12 protein-coding genes and 3 tRNA genes are annotated in these 17295 nt (G+C 44.8%); 4 read left to right on the forward strand and 11 right to left on the reverse strand.

What is annotated here, in order from left to right; all coding sequences use genetic code 11:
- Positions 1-71: 71 nt before the first annotated feature.
- The 10 genes from infB to ACTRWF_RS00975 all read right to left on the reverse strand — a co-directional run bounded on the left by infB (position 72) and on the right by ACTRWF_RS00975 (position 13270).
- Complete coding sequence (infB, locus tag ACTRWF_RS00930) at positions 72-2678, reverse strand: translation initiation factor IF-2 (protein ID WP_012518253.1); 2607 nt, start codon at positions 2676-2678, stop codon at positions 72-74.
- 24 nt (positions 2679-2702) lie between these two features.
- Positions 2703-4199 (reverse strand): transcription termination factor NusA, encoded by a 1497-nt coding sequence (nusA, locus tag ACTRWF_RS00935; protein WP_024016208.1) that lies wholly within the window; start codon positions 4197-4199, stop codon positions 2703-2705.
- Positions 4200-4244: 45 nt separating this feature from the next.
- Positions 4245-4703 (reverse strand): ribosome maturation factor RimP, encoded by a 459-nt coding sequence (gene rimP, locus ACTRWF_RS00940; RefSeq protein WP_462834960.1) that lies wholly within the window; start codon positions 4701-4703, stop codon positions 4245-4247.
- 308 nt (positions 4704-5011) lie between these two features.
- Positions 5012-6013: a response regulator gene (locus ACTRWF_RS00945; RefSeq protein WP_015067050.1), complete on the reverse strand. Its 1002-nt coding sequence runs from the start codon at positions 6011-6013 to the stop codon at positions 5012-5014.
- Positions 6014-6027: 14 nt separating this feature from the next.
- Entirely contained in the window at positions 6028-9363 is a 3336-nt protein-coding gene (locus ACTRWF_RS00950) for an MHYT domain-containing protein (RefSeq protein WP_462834961.1), read from the reverse strand.
- 168 nt (positions 9364-9531) lie between these two features.
- Positions 9532-9608, reverse strand: a tRNA-Met gene (locus tag ACTRWF_RS00955).
- 54 nt (positions 9609-9662) lie between these two features.
- A tRNA-Met gene (locus tag ACTRWF_RS00960) sits at positions 9663-9739 on the reverse strand.
- 53 nt (positions 9740-9792) lie between these two features.
- Positions 9793-9869, reverse strand: a tRNA-Met gene (locus tag ACTRWF_RS00965).
- A 202-nt stretch (positions 9870-10071) separates the two neighbouring features.
- Positions 10072-10374 carry a 4a-hydroxytetrahydrobiopterin dehydratase gene (locus ACTRWF_RS00970; RefSeq protein WP_012518248.1) on the reverse strand — a complete coding sequence of 101 codons (303 nt, stop codon included), beginning with the start codon at positions 10372-10374 and terminating at the stop codon, positions 10072-10074.
- A 190-nt stretch (positions 10375-10564) separates the two neighbouring features.
- The gene (locus ACTRWF_RS00975; protein ID WP_462834962.1) at positions 10565-13270 is read right to left on the reverse strand and encodes a TonB-dependent receptor domain-containing protein; all 2706 of its coding nucleotides are present in this window, start codon (positions 13268-13270) and stop codon (positions 10565-10567) included.
- Positions 13271-13689: 419 nt separating this feature from the next.
- On the opposite strand from ACTRWF_RS00975, the gene ACTRWF_RS00980 reads away from it, so the two are divergent.
- Positions 13690-14676, forward strand: coding sequence for a mechanosensitive ion channel family protein (locus ACTRWF_RS00980; RefSeq protein ID WP_015067047.1), 987 nt, complete (start codon positions 13690-13692; stop codon positions 14674-14676).
- Positions 14677-14694: 18 nt separating this feature from the next.
- Positions 14695-14859, forward strand: coding sequence for an entericidin A/B family lipoprotein (locus tag ACTRWF_RS00985; protein WP_012518245.1), 165 nt, complete (start codon positions 14695-14697; stop codon positions 14857-14859).
- A gap of 158 nt (positions 14860-15017) precedes the next feature.
- On the opposite strand, the gene ACTRWF_RS00990 is transcribed toward ACTRWF_RS00985, so the two are convergent.
- Entirely contained in the window at positions 15018-15467 is a 450-nt protein-coding gene (locus ACTRWF_RS00990; protein WP_020743444.1) for a MaoC family dehydratase, read from the reverse strand.
- A 232-nt stretch (positions 15468-15699) separates the two neighbouring features.
- Between ACTRWF_RS00990 and ACTRWF_RS00995 the strand changes: the two genes are divergently transcribed.
- The gene (locus tag ACTRWF_RS00995) at positions 15700-16602 is read left to right on the forward strand and encodes a LysR family transcriptional regulator (RefSeq protein WP_015067045.1); all 903 of its coding nucleotides are present in this window, start codon (positions 15700-15702) and stop codon (positions 16600-16602) included.
- A 217-nt stretch (positions 16603-16819) separates the two neighbouring features.
- Positions 16820-17212 carry a DUF3718 domain-containing protein gene (locus ACTRWF_RS01000; RefSeq protein ID WP_012518242.1) on the forward strand — a complete coding sequence of 131 codons (393 nt, stop codon included), beginning with the start codon at positions 16820-16822 and terminating at the stop codon, positions 17210-17212.
- Positions 17213-17295 lie beyond the last annotated feature (83 nt).

Raw genomic sequence — 17295 nt, forward strand, 5'->3', positions numbered from 1 at the left:
GACGCTTTAGGTACAGACAAAAACGGGAGCACTCGGCCCCCGTTTTTCACATGCCGAATTAACTAAGGCAATTAAATTTCGCGTTTAACTTCAACGATTTCGAAGACCTCGATTTGGTCGCCTACTTTTACGTCGTTGTAGTTCTTAACGCCGATACCACATTCCATGCCGTTACGAACGTCTTGTACGTCATCTTTAAAGCGACGTAGTGATTCTAATTCACCTTCGTAAATTACTACGTTGTCACGTAGTACACGGATTGGATTGCTGCGCTTAACATTACCTTCGGTAACCATACAGCCGGCAATTGCACCCAGTTTCGGTGACTTAAATACATCACGTACTTCTGCAAGACCAATGATTTCCTGCTTGAATTCTGGTGCAAGCATACCACTCATGGCCGCTTTCACTTCATCAATTAGGTTGTAGATAACGCTGTAGTAACGTAAATCAATTTCTTCCGCTTCTAGTACGCGACGGGCAGTTGCATCGGCACGAACGTTAAAGCCTAGTACGATAGCACCTGATGCAGCCGCTAGGGTTGCGTCAGTTTCAGTGATACCACCTACACCGCTACCTACAATATTTACTTTCACTTCAGAAGTAGAAAGCTTGATAAGTGATTCAGAAATCGCTTCTACAGAACCCTGGACGTCGGCTTTAAGTACGATGTTAAGTTCGCTAACATCACCTGATTCCATGTTCGCAAACATGTTTTCAAGTTTCGCTTTTTGCTGACGTGCTAGTTTAAGTTCACGTTTCTTCTGGTGACGCTTAGCGGCTACTTCACGCGCTTTACGCTCGTCTTTAACAACAGCGGCGTCTTCACCCGCTACCGGTACACCTGAAAGACCAAGTACTTCAACTGGTGTAGATGGACCGGCAAGCTTCATGTCTTTACCGTTTTCGTCGCGCATAGCACGAACGCGGCCGTATTCTTCACCACATAGTAGGATGTCACCCGCGCGTAGCTGGCCTTCCTGAACAAGTACTGAAGCCACTGGCCCACGACCTTTATCAAGGCGAGACTCAATAACGATACCACGACCTGGACCTTCCGCTACTGCTTGAAGGTCAAGCAGTTCAGATTGTAGTACGATAGCTTCTAGAAGCTCGTCTACGCCCATACCTGTTTTAGCAGATACGTTACAGAACTGGTGTTCGCCACCCCACTCTTCTGAGATAACTTCAAGTTGAGAAAGCTCAGTTTTAACGCGGTCTGGATCAGCTGTTTCCTTATCCATTTTGTTCACTGCAACAATCAGTGGTACGCCAGCCGCACGGGCGTGCTGTACCGCTTCTTTCGTTTGCGGCATTACGCCGTCATCTGCAGCAACAACAAGGATAACGATATCGGTTGCCGTAGCACCACGTGCACGCATTGCCGTAAACGCGGCGTGTCCAGGTGTATCTAGGAACGTGATTTCACCGTTATCTGTTTGTACTTTATATGCACCGATGTGCTGAGTAATACCACCCGCTTCACCATCTGCAACCTTCGCACGACGAATGTAGTCAAGTAACGATGTTTTACCATGGTCAACGTGACCCATGATAGTAACAACAGGTGCACGGCTGGTTTTCTCACCGTCTGTACCATCTGCTAACAACTCATCTTCTAGTGCATTATCGTTAACAAGTTCGTATTTGTGACCCATCTCTTCGATAACCAGTACCGCTGTATCTTGGTCTAGTACTTGGTTAATGGTCGCCATCTCGCCCATCTTCATCATGGTCTTGATAACTTCATTAGACTTAATCGCTAGTTTACTAGCAAGTTCGCCTACCGTGATGGTTGCGCCTAGTTTTACTACGCGCTCAACAGGTGCCGCTGGCTTATTAAAGCCCTGCTTAAGATGCTCACCTGCGTTTTTCTTAGACTTACGACGACGGCGCGATGAACGCTCTACCTGCATGTCTTCTTCGTCTTCTGCTTCTTGAGCATAACGGTTAGAGTGCAAGTGAACTTCTTCAGCTTCTGCTTTCTTACGACGCTCTTCTTCTTCTTTCCAGCGACGTTCGTTTTCTTCAGCGAGTTTACGCGCTTCATCAGCCGCTTTCTTCGCGTCTTCTTCAAGCTTCTTCTGCGCTTCTTCTTCTTGCGCTTTGCGTAAACGCTCTTCTTCCTGACGCGCAGCTTCCGCTTCCGCTTTTTCAGCTTCAGTTAGCTCTGGCTCGTCTTTTTTACGTGCTTCAGCTTCTTTCTTCGCTTGTTCTGCGCGACGAACACGCTCTTCTTCAGCGGCTTTTTTCGCTTCTTGTGCTTTGCGTGCTTTTTCTTCGGCGGCTTTTTTCGCTTCTGCCGCCGCTTTCTCTTCCGCTTCGCGCTTCAGCCGTGCTTCTTCTTCAAGACGCTTCGCCTCTTCTTCCGCTTGACGCTGCTGCTCTTCAATGTCGCTTCGCTTAACGTAAGTGCGCTTCTTGCGAACTTCTACTTTCACTTCTTTAGACTTACCTACACTTAGCGTGCTTGTCGTCTTACGTTTCAGTGTCATGCGCGTTGGTTCAGCTGCGCTGCCGTGTTGCTTACTTAAATGATCCAATAGTTTCTGTTTCTCGTCTTCGTTTACCTGTTCGCCGGCACTCTTAGAGATACCCGCGTCTTTAAACTGGCCAACCAATCGGTCAACGGTCGTACCAATGTCGCTGGCGAGCTTTTCAATAGATACATCTGCCATTACGTATTTTTCCCCCTGTTGACCTTACTCTTCTTCACTGAACCATACGATATTACGAGCCGCCATGATTAACGCACCGGCTTTCTCTTCGTCTAGTTCATCGATATCACTGATATCATCGGTACCTTGTTCTGCTAATTCCTCTAGGTCGGTAACACCGCGGCTGGCCAACACATAAGCCACGTGTTTACTCATACCCTCAAGATTTAATAAGGCTTCGGTAGGTTCTGCACCTTCAAGCGACTCTTCGTTCGCTAGTGCACGCGTGGTTAAGAAAGCGCGCGCTCTATTGCGCAACTCTTCAACCATATCTTCATCTAACCCTTCAACCGCTAGAAGTTCACTTGCCGGCACGTATGCCACTTCTTCTAGTGTCGTAAAGCCTTCATCTACTAGGACAGACGCAAATTCTTCGTCAATATCCAAACCAGCAGTAAATAGATTCAGTACCTTCGCGTTTTCTTCTTCGTGCTTCTTGTTGAGGTCTTCAACCGTCATCACGTTAAGTTCCCAGCCTGTTAGCTGGCTTGCTAAGCGAACGTTTTGACCGCTACGGCCAATCGCTTGCGCTAGATTATCGGCTTCAACTGCTACATCCATGTTATTGCTGTCTTCGTCAACAACAATTGATGCTACTTCAGCAGGTGCCATTGCATTGATAACGAATTGCGCTGGGTTTTCATCCCAAAGCACGATATCAACACGTTCGCCGCCCAGTTCACCCGACACGGCTTGTACACGTGAGCCACGCATACCAACACACGCACCCACAGGGTCTAAACGCTTATCGTTGGTTTTAACAGCAATCTTCGCACGAGAGCCCGGGTCGCGAGCAGCAGATTTAATTTCTAGTGTTTCTTCCGCAATTTCTGGCACTTCTAAGCGGAATAGTTCAACTAGCATGTCTGGATGCGTACGGCTGATAAATAATTGTGCGCCACGCGCTTCTGGACGAATCACGTAAAGAAGGCCACGTACACGGTCACCAGGACGGAAAGTTTCACGAGGAAGCATGTCATCGCGGTAGATAACACCTTCAGCGTTGTTACCCAAATCGATGATGATGTTATCGCGGTTAACTTTCTTAACCGTGCCTGTTACCAACTCACCCACTTTATCTTCGTACTCAGCAATCATCTGCTGACGCTCAGCTTCACGTACTTTCTGTACGATAACTTGCTTAGCTGTTTGCGTAGTTATGCGGTCGAATTTGATAGATTCAATCTGTTCTTCCACATAATCGCCAAGTTGTATCTCTGGTTCGTCGATTTGCGCCGCAGAAATCGTAATTTCAGCAAATGGGTTTTCCTGTTCTTGATCATCAGGGATAACCAACCAGCGACGGAATGTATCAAAGTCACCAGACGTTCTGTCGATGCTTACACGAACTTCAATTTCGCCTTCGTTTTTCTTTTTTGTTGCGCTAGCAATAGCAAACTCTAGCGCTTCAAAAATCTTTTCTCTAGGCACTTGTTTTTCATTTGAAACGGCTTCCGCCACTAACAAAATTTCTTTATTCATTTTCGCCTCACTTTTGCTTTCGTCGATGAAAGCAGAGCTGTTCCGTTAATCGAACGTGGGAACAACGTTACCTTTTTCGATATTCGCCACAGCTAACTGGAACTGCTGGCCATCCACTTCAATACTTACCATGCCGTCTTCGCACGCAAGTACTTTGCCTTTAAAATTGCGTCTGTCGTCCATCGGCATAGACAAACGAACCTGAACCACTTCACCCACAGACTCGATGTAATGCTTTTCTTTGAAAAGCGGTCTGTCCATACCCGGTGATGACACTTCCAAGTTATATTCAGTGCTAATTGGATCTTCAACGTCCAAAATTGCGCTAACCTGATGACTTACATCTGCACAATCATCTACGGTAATCCCGTTTTCATGATCAATAAAAACGCGAAGAATCGAATGTTTCCCCGCTCGTACAAACTCGATGCCAACCAACTCAAATCCAAGTGCTTCAACACCTGGTTCTAGCATTTCGGTTAGCTTCTCTTCAAGTTTTGCCAATGCAAACCTCCAAAAACGAAAAAAGGGCCTAAAGCCCACCTGTCATCACCCGGCTCAGCGAGGCTGACTCCAGGTTTTAATACAACAAAAAGCCCCGGACTAGCGGGGCTTTTATTAAAATTCTGAACCCATACCTGCCAACAAGGGCAGTTGCAAACTTATGGGTAAAACCACCGTTAGGTGATAGCTTGCTATGGATGAGGGCGTTACTTTCCTGAACACTCATTTCTGAACTCTGAGGGAGCCCGCGCTCATCACTTAATGTGTCCATTATACGTATAGGCGGCGCATTAAGCAACAGCCAATACTTAGTCTTCGTCTTTGAAGGTGGCTTTAATGTCGAGAATTTTCGGCATTATTTCGATCATTAAATCAACTAAACGAGGCTCAAAATGCTTGCCTCGTTGACTCTCTAAAAAGTCGATAGTTTTTTCGATACTCCAAGCGTCTTTGTAAGGGCGCTTACTGGTTAGGGCATCAAACACATCTGCAAGAGCGCAAATTCGGCCTTCAATAGGAATATCCTCGCCTGCTAGCCCGTTGGGATAACCGGTACCATCCCATTTTTCATGGTGGGTTAAAGACACCGATTTAGCGACTTTTAATAAAACCGAGTCACCACAATCACCAATGATTTCAGCCCCTATCTCAGGGTGGTGCTTCATGGTCGCAAATTCTTCATCGGTCAATTTACCAGGCTTAAGCATGATACTGTCTGCAATGCCTATTTTACCTATGTCATGCATAGGGGCTGCATGAAGCAGAATCTCAGCTTGCTTCTCTGATAGGCCATAAGCCAGCGCCAGTTCTTTCGAATAATGACTCATACGCATGACATGCATACCCGTCTCATTATCTTTATACTCAGCTGCTTTACCGAGGCGCTGTACAACTTGTAAACGGCTGTCGAGCAACTCGTCGGCTTGGACCAAGCTTAGGTGAGTTTTAACCCGCGCTTTTACTATAGCGGGTGAAATAGGCTTAGTAATATAATCTACTGCGCCAGCGTCAAAACCTTGTGTTTCATCTTGCTCATCATTTAACGCGGTGACGAATATAACAGGTATCTGCTTTGTATTATCTTGCTGCTTTAACTGTCTGCATACTTCAAAGCCCGTTAAACCTGGCATCATGACATCCAGTAAAATTAAATTTGGCTGTCTGCTTGGCGCTAATTTGAGCGCTTCCTCGCCATTTCTCGCAAAAATAAGCTGATAATCGTTGGCGAGTAGTTGCTTTAAAACGCGGAGATTGACAGGCTCGTCGTCTACAAGCAATAAAGTGGGTTTTTCAATATCAATATCTAACATGCCCTGTCCCATGGCTACTTTAACTCTTCTATCATTAACGAAATCCGTTCATGCGCGAGTTCAAATTCGAAATCGTCTATATCTAATATGATTTGCGTTATTTGTTCTTTATGACTAGAACACCCTACTTCACGCAGGAAAGCCAACTCTTCTTCATCCACCATATTTTTGTCAACGCTTTCAAGCAGCGACATTAAATGGCTAAGTAACAGCTCGTTGTCGATGCTTTCATTTATAGCATCCTCAGCGTACAAGGGCGACTCGCTCAACATTAATTCAATTTTATCTAACGCGCCTCTTAATACATTAATGTTTTCTATATCAACGTGTGACTTCAACGCTTGAGACTCTATATCTCGCGTGGTGCGGAAAAACGTGGTTAAACATAAATTCCCAGACGTGCCTTTCAATCCATGTGCTAAAGCTGCTACCGCTTTGTAATCTTCCCTAATTGCAGCGCTCATCAGCGCATCTATTTTATCTCGACAAGAAGAGGTAAATTTATCGACCTCTTGGAGCACCGTATCTTCGTTGCCCCACAAATCAATGGCCTTATTGATATCTAAAATATGCTTTTCAACACTGAGTGTAGATGCGCGATGATGCGTTGGCAGCGCGTTTTCTGACACTTTCACCTGCTCAGTTTCCAGGTTAAGTACCCGCACAATCTCTTCCATTAATAAGGAGAAATCCACAGGCTTATTAGCAAATCCTTCCATACCGGCTTGCTCTGCCTCATGCTTATCTTGAACGAGCACACTTGCAGTAAGTGCGATGATAGGCGTTGCAGGTAATCCCTGATCTTTTTCATAAAGTCGACGTTGTTTAGCTGCCTCTAAACCATCGAGGTTAGGCATTTGTAAATCCATCAACACCACATCAAAAGACTGTGCGCGCATTTTTTCAAGTGCGATCAAACCGTCTGTTGCCGTCTCTACCTTGTGCCCTGAGCGTTTAAGCAGTAATGAAAGTAACTCAATATTTTGCTGAACATCATCCACTACCAGAATATTCAGTGTAGACTCGATATGCGTTATTTTTGCATCCGCATCAGCCTTGCTCGTTTCATCTAACGCAACAACTTCTAACGGTAGCCGAAAGGTAAAGGTCGTCCCTTTCCCTTCTTCACTGGTTGCACAAATATTGCCGCCCATCAGCTCTACCAGCTGTTTTGAAATCGTGGTACCTAACCCGGTCCCCCCATACTTTCTACTCATCGACGCATCGGATTGAGAGAACGGGTCGAAGACCTTGTCCAACTGCGCTTTCGTCATCCCAATGCCGGTATCTGAAACATCAAAGTAAACAAGCTCTCCTTCACTTCTTACCGCTATTTCTACTTTGCCTTCGTGCGTAAACTTCACGGCATTGCCAATCAGGTTGTTAAGTACTTGCCGCATGCGCTCTGGTACACCTCGGTAACCATCGGCAACCGACGCATCCACGTTAAGTACTAGGTCGACCTTTTTGCGTTTAGCTTCTAACCAAAAGGTCGATACAACAAGGTCTAATTCTTCACGTATAAGGAAGTCGCGATAGTCTAGATCAAGCTTTCCTTTATCTAACTTAGCACTGTCCAAAATATCATTGAGTAGGTGAAGCAGGGAGCGCGCCGAACGATTAATTGTAGTGAGATGAGATTTTTGTTCGTCTCGTAAGGCCTCGCCTAACATGAGGTCGCTAAAGCCAATAATCGCGTTCATGGGTGTACGAATTTCATGGCTCATATTTGCTAAAAAGGCCGTGCGGGCTGCGGCAGCCTGCTCTGCCTTTTCTTTCGCGGCTTTAAGCTCATCTTCCATTACACGTCTTTGAGTGATATCAGAGATAAACCCATCTACGTAAAGCACGTTGCCATCTTCATCTTTAACATGAACGCCGTGCTCCGTTACCCATTTAACTTCGCCTGATTTTGCAACAATGCGATATTCATAGGAGAACGGGCCCCCGTCGCTGTTTACATTACAAAGCCTTTCCACATCGTCAGGATGATAAAGGTCACTAAAAGAACGCTTTGGGTCTGGCAATACAAAATCTTCGGGTGAATAACCCGTTACTTCTGTAACTGCATCACTAATAAATACCATTGGCCAGCCAGGCATATTCAGACAGCGATACGCTACTCCCGGAATATTAGAAATCAAACTTCTAAACTTAGCCTCACTTTCACGAAGTGCATCTTCTATTTCTTTACGTTTGCGCAAATCGGAAGCAAACGAAACAAAAACCGGCTTTCCATCAATTTTCGTATACCCCACACCGAGGCGAACCGGTATCTTTTCACCACCTTTTCTTAATATTTCTACTTCACGTCCAGTACCAATAATTTGCTCAGTGGGCACAACCCGTTGACTAAAAAAGTCATCGTCGTAAAGGTGGCGCCTTTCATGAGGAACAATTTCAGACGCGTGAAGCCCAATGAGTTCATCAGGCTTATAACCATAAATATGTTCTACGGCAGGGTTAGCCGTTTTTATGATGCCTTTATCATTGACAGTCATGATGGCATCTACTGCCGTGTCGGTTATTGCTCTTTGAATTCGTTCGCTTTCGATTGCCCGTACCATAACGTCACGGTATTTGAATAACAGGCTGATACCCAACACCATAGTAATAAGTATAAGCGTAACTATTGCTATTGATACGGCCAAAAAGACCGCGATATTTGATGATTGAGCAGAGGTTTCCATACCAAGCGGCAAAACAAAACGCGCTGCGGCCATGCCGGTATAATGCATTCCTGCAATAGCACACCCCATAACTACACTAGCTAGTAAAACGTGTTTACCCAGAAGCTTTTTAGACTTCGTTGCCGCTCTTATTCCAAACTTAATCCAAAGTGAAAGCATGGCAAGAAGAACTGCTACTATAATGGACAGCGCGAACATAGGTAAGTTGTATCGCAGCAAAGGTGCCATTTCCATTGCCGCCATACCACTGTAGTGCATAGTACCAATACCAGCGCCTACCAATACACCGCCAAGAATAACTTCACTCACACTGATGCGGGTTTTAATTAGTAAATTCAGCGCTACCCATGCCGCCGCAATGCCCGGCAGGGCCGACAGCCCCGTGATAAGGGGGTCATATTCAACAGGTACGCACAAATCAAACGCGGTCATACCCAAAAAATGCATAGACCAAATGCCGCCACCAAGCGCAATACTGCCCGTTCCCAATAGCGTATTCCGGCGAAGGTGATCGGTTGTAACGGCAGCTTGTCCTGCGACATTAAACGCCATAAATGATGCAAATATTGCGACTAAAAGAGACAATACTACGAGGGGAAAGTGGTAGGCGCCCTCTAGCAAAGTGGCGCTTTCTTCAAACGTAAAAAAGCGAGATATCATAACGCGGCCAAACTACCTTCTAGTTAATTGTTATTAGTGGCGATAAATCAATTTAGCATACACATTTCTATAGTGTAGTTACTTGTTGAGAATATTGTGCTAAAAAATATAGAAGGAATAATTAAAAGGCGAAAAAGAAAAAACCCAGCAAATGCTGGGTTTTTAATGTGGTTGCGGGAGCAGGATTTGAACCTACGACCTTCGGGTTATGAGCCCGACGAGCTACCAGACTGCTCCATCCCGCGACTGTACGGTAAAGCATGGTGTTGCGATGCTTTATAATTCTGGCTATATAAATATGGTTGCGGGAGCAGGATTTGAACCTACGACCTTCGGGTTATGAGCCCGACGAGCTACCAGACTGCTCCATCCCGCGATTGTACGGTAAAGCTTGCATTGCAAAGCTTTGAAATTCTGGTTTATTTTCTGTGGTTGCGGGAGCAGGATTTGAACCTACGACCTTCGGGTTATGAGCCCGACGAGCTACCAGACTGCTCCATCCCGCGCCAGAAAATATACGTTTGAAGCGTTTCGTTTAATGCCTCGCTTCAACGTGGTGCGTATTATACATAGGGACTTTCTCAACACAAGTACAAAGGTGCGAAATATTTCATTTTTCTGACTGTTCGCAGTTTAATTGACCAACATGCTCAAAGTTAATACGAATATGCTGCTGATTAGCACCTTTTACAAAGCACACGCGCTAAGTTATTTAAATTTTTCCATTTTTTCAGCAAGCGAGAAATCCAGTTCAGTCAATCCACCGGCGTCATGGGTGGTCAAAGTTACTTCTACTTTATTGTAAACGTTAAACCATTCTGGATGATGCTTTAGCTTCTCAGCCCAAATAGCCATTTGCGACATCCACCCAAACGCCCGAATAAAGCTTTTAAACGTAAATGTTTTTTTAATGCTATCACCACTGCGCTCCCAAGGGGTGTCATCAGTTATCAGAGCGTTTAGTGCTTCAAGTTTATTCTCAATTTCACTTTCTACCAGTTTTGTAGCCATAGCGCGTTCCTTGAAATAACATAAATTGATTGACACGTGAGCTTACTACTTTAATGAAACGTTGAAAGATTAGAAGTCATTGCGCGCTATTAGGAAAGCGCAAGGTGGAGGAAATAGTTTACAAGCAATTAAAAAAGCCGACCTAGCGTTGTGACTCACTAGGTCGACTTTATAGGTGCAACGTTAAGCGTTAAAACTCAATAGCTAAACGCGCATAGATTTGTCGGCCTCGCGGGTCGTGAACTTTTGAGTCAAAACCACTATTGGTAAATAGCTGAGGGGGTTCTTCATCAAACATATTGATTGCACCAAGGGTTAACACGTAACTCTGCTCAGTATCATAAAGACCGCCAAGGTCAATGTTATATTGCGCATCAACCGTTAGGTGGCTATCCACTTCGTAAAATCCGCCCGCACAACCGCCTAGGTTAGCTGTGCCGTCATCACAGTTTTGGTCATCGTCATACGACGAAATATAGCGCAAGAAGACATTGGCAGCATGGATGTCATTCTTCCAAGCCAAGCCTAAATTCGCGCGCAGCTCAGGGGAAGATACTCCTATGTTGTTAAAGTTACGACGCCCTGCGCCGTCTATATTACCTGCCTGTGGGTCCATAAGGTCATATTTAGTAATATAGGTAGCATTAAGTGACGGCGTGAAGCTACCAAAGTCGGTTTCAATTTTATAGCTGGTCACAAAATCGAGACCCGATGTTTCAAGTGAGCTTGCGTTAACATAGGTATTGTTCACCTGAAGCGCTGGGCCGGTCAACGGATCGCCCGCGCGAATGACTCGGTCAGGATTCGTCGGGTCTTCATTGAGTACCGCTTGCGCATTCTCCTGAATGATCAAGTCTTCAAATTCAAAATTCCAATAATCAACTTCTATAGAAAAATCTCTGAATGGCTCGTAAGAGAAGCCAATGTTATATGCGGTAGATTCTTCAGGTTTCAAATCTTCATTACCCGACGTTCGCACCGCAACAAAAGTGACGGCCCCTTGAACAGGGTCAATTAACTGCTGTAACGACGTAGCCCCGCCTTGCGCTAGGAAGACCGTAGGCGCTCTAAATGAGGTAGAAATTGATCCACGGAACGAGAATTCATCGGTTGCGCGCCACGAGACCGCGAGTTTCGGGTCGACAGTACTACCTATTGAGCCACCGTAATCTTCATAACGCACGGCAAGCTGAACGTCTAATTCGTCGTTAATAGGTAAGGCTAATTCACCAAACGCCGCCCATACGTCTTGGCTACCATCAATATCGGGGTTACCAATCACGAAGGTGAAGCTGTCTTGATTCGCCAAGTCATCATAATCTTGACTAAGCTGGTTCTCTCGATACTGCACTCCTAGCGCCAAAGCCGCAAATCCACCGCCCATTTCAAAGACATCAAACGAAGTGAAAGCTTCGAAGACTTCTAAGTCAGCTTTAGAATCAATTACCTCTGTGCCCGTAAATGAACTAACAACATAATCAGAATTGGGGGCAGATGTATAAGAGGTAGCAAACGGATTAAAGAACTCACAATTCCCTACCCCGGGCGACCCTGCTATAGGATCACAGTTCGAACCGCCAAGGCCATAAAGTGCCAGCTGGAACTCTGTGTTTAATACATCAGGCACTCTGAACACAAAATCGTTCACTGCTCGGGTATAACTTACTTCCCAGAACCCTGTGTCGGTGACACCTTGTAAGCTGGTGCTAAAACGAAGGGTGTCAGATTCGGTATTCGCTGGGTCGCCTTCAAAGCCGTTTCCTTCTGCTCTTCCGAAAAAGGCCACAGACTGGCCAAACGGGTTTTGCGGGTGATAATCAGGAACGATGGGCGAAGTTAAGATAGGGAAGCTTGGTGCTCCACCCCGCTCTGCACGGTTTCTTGCGGTACTGAATTCCGCTGTCCATGTTATATCGTTATCAAACTCATAATCGGCGCGAAAATAGGCATTGGTTCGACTTTCATCGGCAACATACGAATAAAATTCACCAAAATCGAAGCCACAAAAGCCTACTTCTAAGCCGGGAATCGTGCCGCTAGGTGCTCTGAGATCTGGCGCGCCGCCGAACTCTTCACATCCATATGGATCAATTATTGGAAGTGGACCCGCGCCAGGAATATTCAAAAAATAAGAGCCAGGATTTCCTAGGGCACTGGTGTCATCTTGCGGACGACTTAAGCGTCTATCGCTTAAAAACAGTGGCGAGCGGTTGGTATAGCTGATTGCAGCAAGTACGCTTCCGTTGTCTCCAGTAGCTCCCCACAACCCCTGTAGAATATACTCTTTATTATCGCCATGGGCCCCATCTTGATAATCAACGCTTACCATTGCACCGTCGTAGTTTCGTTTAGTAATAAAGTTAACTACACCGGCAACCGCGTCAGAACCGTAAAGGGCTGATGCTCCATCTTTCACTACTTCCATGCGGTCGATGGCAATCATAGGTACTAATGAACTAGTGTCTACAAAGTTGAGGCCTTCATTAGTGGGCTGAGCGGTAACTACTTGGCGCTTGTTATTTAGCAGGACCAAGGTCGAGGCAACACCAAGGCCCCGAAGGTTAATATTAGATGTGCCAGCAGTCGCGTTTTGCGTAAACGCGTCTGGGTTGTTTTCAGCACCTGTGTTAATGGTAAGTGTTTGTGTAATGTCAGCAATATTCTTTGCGCCAATTGCTTCAATAGCCACGCTATCAACAACGGCCAGCGGTGATGGAGATTCGAAGTTCTCGCTTCGGCGTACGAAACTGCCGGTAACTAAAATAAGTTCAACGTCTTTCTTTGCTTCTTGCTCTTTATCTGCGTCAGTTTCTTGTGCTGAAACTAAATAAGGTGAGCAAAGTAAAGCAGTGCCAACCATAGCGGCAACTGCGGTCTTACGCGTTTTAAATTTCATAGTGTGATTCCAAATCTGGGCTTATCACTACCGGCACTACTACCCACACTTTCCGCTAGCAACAGGCTGTTCGATTTTGTGTTGTTATTGTGATAGGTCACATCAAGTGATGGCCTACTCAATTGATACTATGCCCGATTTCCACCTTTGTAAATTTATTGTGAATAATATGTTTACATTAATTTTACACATGGTCAGACCAGATAGACTTTTGGATAAGATCGTATTTAAAATCTAGATACTTCCTAATATTCCACTGAGTATATGTTTCATTGATTAGGTAATTTATACACTACCTCTACAACGGCCCACCTACACACCTAAACTAACTTCATAAAATTCAATCGCATAAGAATTAGCATTTAGAGGAACGAAATTTGATTCATCAAGAACAGGCCCACAACAGGTGAATGAGGTTTATGGAGTTTCCGAAAGTAGACGAGGTATATAAGCTTTTAAGTGAAAAGTTAGAAAGCTGGATAGAGGGTGGCATTACCCTACTACCAAATATAGTTGTCGCATTTCTTATTGCTATTGTATTTGGGGTCATAGCTAAAGTTGTGGGCAACGTCGCAGGTAAACTAATGCGACGTACGTTTGAGTCCCGACAAATTGCTGGCCTTCTTACCTCTATTATTAAAGCGATTGTACTTGTTGCCGGCATTTTCATTGCTCTAGATTTCGTCGGTCTTAAAGGCACTGTTACATCACTACTTGCAGGTGCTGGTATTGTAGGGTTAGCGATTGGTTTTGCTTTTCAAGACATGACAGAAAACTTCATTGCTGGCGTAGCGATGGGTATTAGAAAGCCCTTTGATATTGGTGATGTTATTGAAGCTGAAGGGGTGTTTGGAAATGTTAAGGAAATAAACCTTAGAAATACGTTGGTGGAAACCTTTTACGGCCAGCTAGAGGTTATTCCAAACAAAATTTTGTTCCGCAACATCCTGACTAATTATTCGTATTTAGGTTACCGAAGAATAGAAGTGCCTGTGGGTATATCCTACGCCGACGATATTGAACAAGCCGCTAAAGTGATTACGGATGCGATGAACGAAAAGGACTACGTTATCAAGAAAGAAGAAACCGCGGTGTATGCCGAGTCTTTTGGCGATTCTAGTATCAACCTTCTGCTGTGGTTTTGGATTCGATATCCGGGAGAGCCGGGCTTTATGGTAGTTCGTCACGATGCCATTACCACGGTTAAAACGGTGCTTGAAGATAATGACATACTTATACCGTTCCCAATCAGAACGCTGGATTTTAATGCTAAGGGCAGCGATAAATTAAACACCATGCTTATCGATCGAGATGAATCGAAAGCAAATAGCCATAGTTCAACCTCGCCGCAGTCTTCTGCTGGCGAAAAGGCGAGCGACGGGTCAAGTCACGTCGATGAAGAGTAAAAACCAAAGGAGAAACAAATGGAAATGTTAAATTCAACTACACGTAAACACGCATTTTTAGCACTGATTTTTGCAGCGAGTATCGGAAGCTTAGGTGGTTGCGCTACTATCGAAGGCGCTGGCGAAGATATTCAAAGCGCCGGTGAAGCGGTAGAAGAAGGAGCGCAAGAGGCATCGAACTAAGTGCCAATTATGTGAATTAGGTACAGAGTTCTCTACTATCAACAATAGCCTGATGAAGGATGCGTTCTTCATCAGGCTTTTTTGTGCTTAGTTTTCACCAAAACAGTGAAAATTCATTAATATGCCCATTATTGCCATGGCCCTGCATATAGCTTGAGCTAGGGTTTAAGTATCGCTAACATTAAAAAACTGCCTACAAGCGCTGGGTTACCGCTCGATTTTAAAAGGCAGCTAGCCTCAACTTTAAAGAGCTTGCCTTGCGGCTTTTCAGTCACGTCAATCAGTTTAAATTGATACTTGAGCGAATCGTTGCATTTCACTGGCTCTAGAAAGCGCAACTTATCGATGCCGTAATTAATCATAGAGGCTATGCGTTCGCTCGGTGATACCACTTCGGCAAAGGCCTTTGGCATCAAACTAGCGCTTAGAAAACCGTGAGCTATGGTGGTTTTAAACGGGCTCTCTTTTTCACAACGTGCCCCGTCAAGATGAATCCATTGGTGATCACCGGTTGCGTCAGCAAACTGATTAATCATGTCTTGAGTTACGGTTAGCCATTCAGGCTGCTCAAGTAAATCCCCTACCGATAAATCCAAAAGCGTTTTCATTTTTACGTCCACTCTCCATTCATACACGACCAACCTACTATTATTCACTTGAATGTTTCAATTAACTTTTAATAATAGGTATTTATAAATATTCTTGTTACACTAACGTAAATTTATCGTAGATGCTATATAGCAATGCATTCATATATTGCTTTAATACACGCTGTTACAAACACAGCGCTTCTTCATCTATTGGCTTTTTTTCAGAGCATTCGCTCGTAAAGGATTAGTTATGAATCTCAATAGAATCGATTTAAATTTGTTTGCCGTATTTGATGCCATTTACACGGCAGGCAGTTTGACCAAGGCAGCAGACGTACTATGTATTACTCAACCCGCGGTGAGTAATTCATTAGCAAGACTAAGAGAAATGCTTAATGACCCGCTTTTCGTGCGTACTGGGCATAGCATGACACCTACACCAGTAGCTCAAAACATTATTGTTCCTGCGCGTCAGGCCCTTGCATTGTTACGCAAGAGTGTTCAAGAAAGCCATACCTTCGACCCGCTTACCGCTGAAAAGTCCTTCAACTTTGCTAGCCGCGATTTACTAGAGGCGAGCATAATGCCTCGCTTAGTCTCTCGCCTTCAAAACTTAGCGCCGAATATTGGATTAACAAACTACGAAATTCCGCGCAGTCAGGTGGTATCCGCAATGGCAGCGGGTACGCTGGACTTCTTCGCTGACGCGTCTACGTTTACCGACCCACACTTGTGTAAAGAGAAAATTGCACAAGACAGGTTTGTTGTATTAGCCCGTAAAAATCACCCTGCCCTAAAAAACGGGCTGGACTTAGATACCTTTCTTCGTCTTGGGCATATTAACGTATCGCAACGCAAATCGGGCGCAGGCCCTATTGACGTAGCGCTAGACAAAATGGGCAAAAGAAGAAAAGAAGTCATGCGTGGGCAACACTTTTTGACAGTACCCAGTACCATAGTGAAAACCGATTTAATCGCTTGTTTACCATTTCACTTAGCAAAGCATTACGATCTTGCGATTTACGAAATGCCCTTTGACCTGCCGCCGGTCGAATATTATTTGTATTGGCATGTTAGCGCAGACCACGACTACGCCCATATGTGGATGCGTGAACAAATTATGGAAGTGGCAAGTAATTTTAAGCCACACTAGCCCACCCTGCCTAAAAGCGCTCACCCAGAGCGCTTTTTTATTGCGCTTATTTAACGTGCTTATTTAGCGCACTCATTTAGCGTGCTCATTTAGCGTGCTATGTCAGTTATTAAGCCACATACCTAAGTATCGATTACGGCGTTTCTAACCTCTCATGAATATTGTTTAATCGTTTCCAACGAACGAATATTCAAACAACTTACTTGAGGAATTAACCATGTTGAAAATCGTTAAAACTTCTCTTGTTATTGCAGCAACATTTGGCATGTCAGGTATGGCACACGCAGATGTAAGCGAGGCGCTAGCAAACATTTGCACTATTGTACAAGCTGACGATAAAGGCGAGCTTCGTAAGAAGATGCGTTCAGTTGAATCAGATTATCGTATGAAGCTTAAAGATTATTACTCTGGCATTAGCTGCAGTGGTAACAGCCTAATTCGTACGGCTCTGCTAAGTAACGCAGTAGAAGCTGGTGAGCTACTGGTTAAGAAAATGCCCAAGAGCGATTTAAATGCGCCTGAAGCAGACGGTAAAACACTGCAAGCATGGGTTGCCGAAAACGGCTTGCAAGACAACCCAATTGCAGCGGTAATTAACGACAGACTGTAACCCCCTTTCACGCCATGTGAATCAGTTCAACATGGTTGCAGAGTAATCTGCACTTTAAGAAGCGACCTCCGGGTCGCTTTTTT

Source organism: Alteromonas sp. G5_S2_22_S1 (assembly GCF_054968525.1).

Coding starts and splice junctions, on each gene's coding strand:
- infB (WP_012518253.1), bottom strand. CDS start 2,678: ATGGCAGATGTATCTATTGAAAAGCTCGCCAGCGACATTGGTACGACC.
- nusA (WP_024016208.1), bottom strand. CDS start 4,199: ATGAATAAAGAAATTTTGTTAGTGGCGGAAGCCGTTTCAAATGAAAAA.
- ACTRWF_RS00945 (WP_015067050.1), bottom strand. CDS start 6,013: ATGTTAGATATTGATATTGAAAAACCCACTTTATTGCTTGTAGACGAC.
- ACTRWF_RS00950 (WP_462834961.1), bottom strand. CDS start 9,363: ATGATATCTCGCTTTTTTACGTTTGAAGAAAGCGCCACTTTGCTAGAG.
- ACTRWF_RS00970 (WP_012518248.1), bottom strand. CDS start 10,374: ATGGCTACAAAACTGGTAGAAAGTGAAATTGAGAATAAACTTGAAGCA.
- ACTRWF_RS00975 (WP_462834962.1), bottom strand. CDS start 13,270: ATGAAATTTAAAACGCGTAAGACCGCAGTTGCCGCTATGGTTGGCACT.
- ACTRWF_RS00980 (WP_015067047.1), top strand. CDS start 13,690: ATGGAGTTTCCGAAAGTAGACGAGGTATATAAGCTTTTAAGTGAAAAG.
- ACTRWF_RS00985 (WP_012518245.1), top strand. CDS start 14,695: ATGGAAATGTTAAATTCAACTACACGTAAACACGCATTTTTAGCACTG.
- ACTRWF_RS00990 (WP_020743444.1), bottom strand. CDS start 15,467: ATGAAAACGCTTTTGGATTTATCGGTAGGGGATTTACTTGAGCAGCCT.
- ACTRWF_RS00995 (WP_015067045.1), top strand. CDS start 15,700: ATGAATCTCAATAGAATCGATTTAAATTTGTTTGCCGTATTTGATGCC.
- ACTRWF_RS01000 (WP_012518242.1), top strand. CDS start 16,820: ATGTTGAAAATCGTTAAAACTTCTCTTGTTATTGCAGCAACATTTGGC.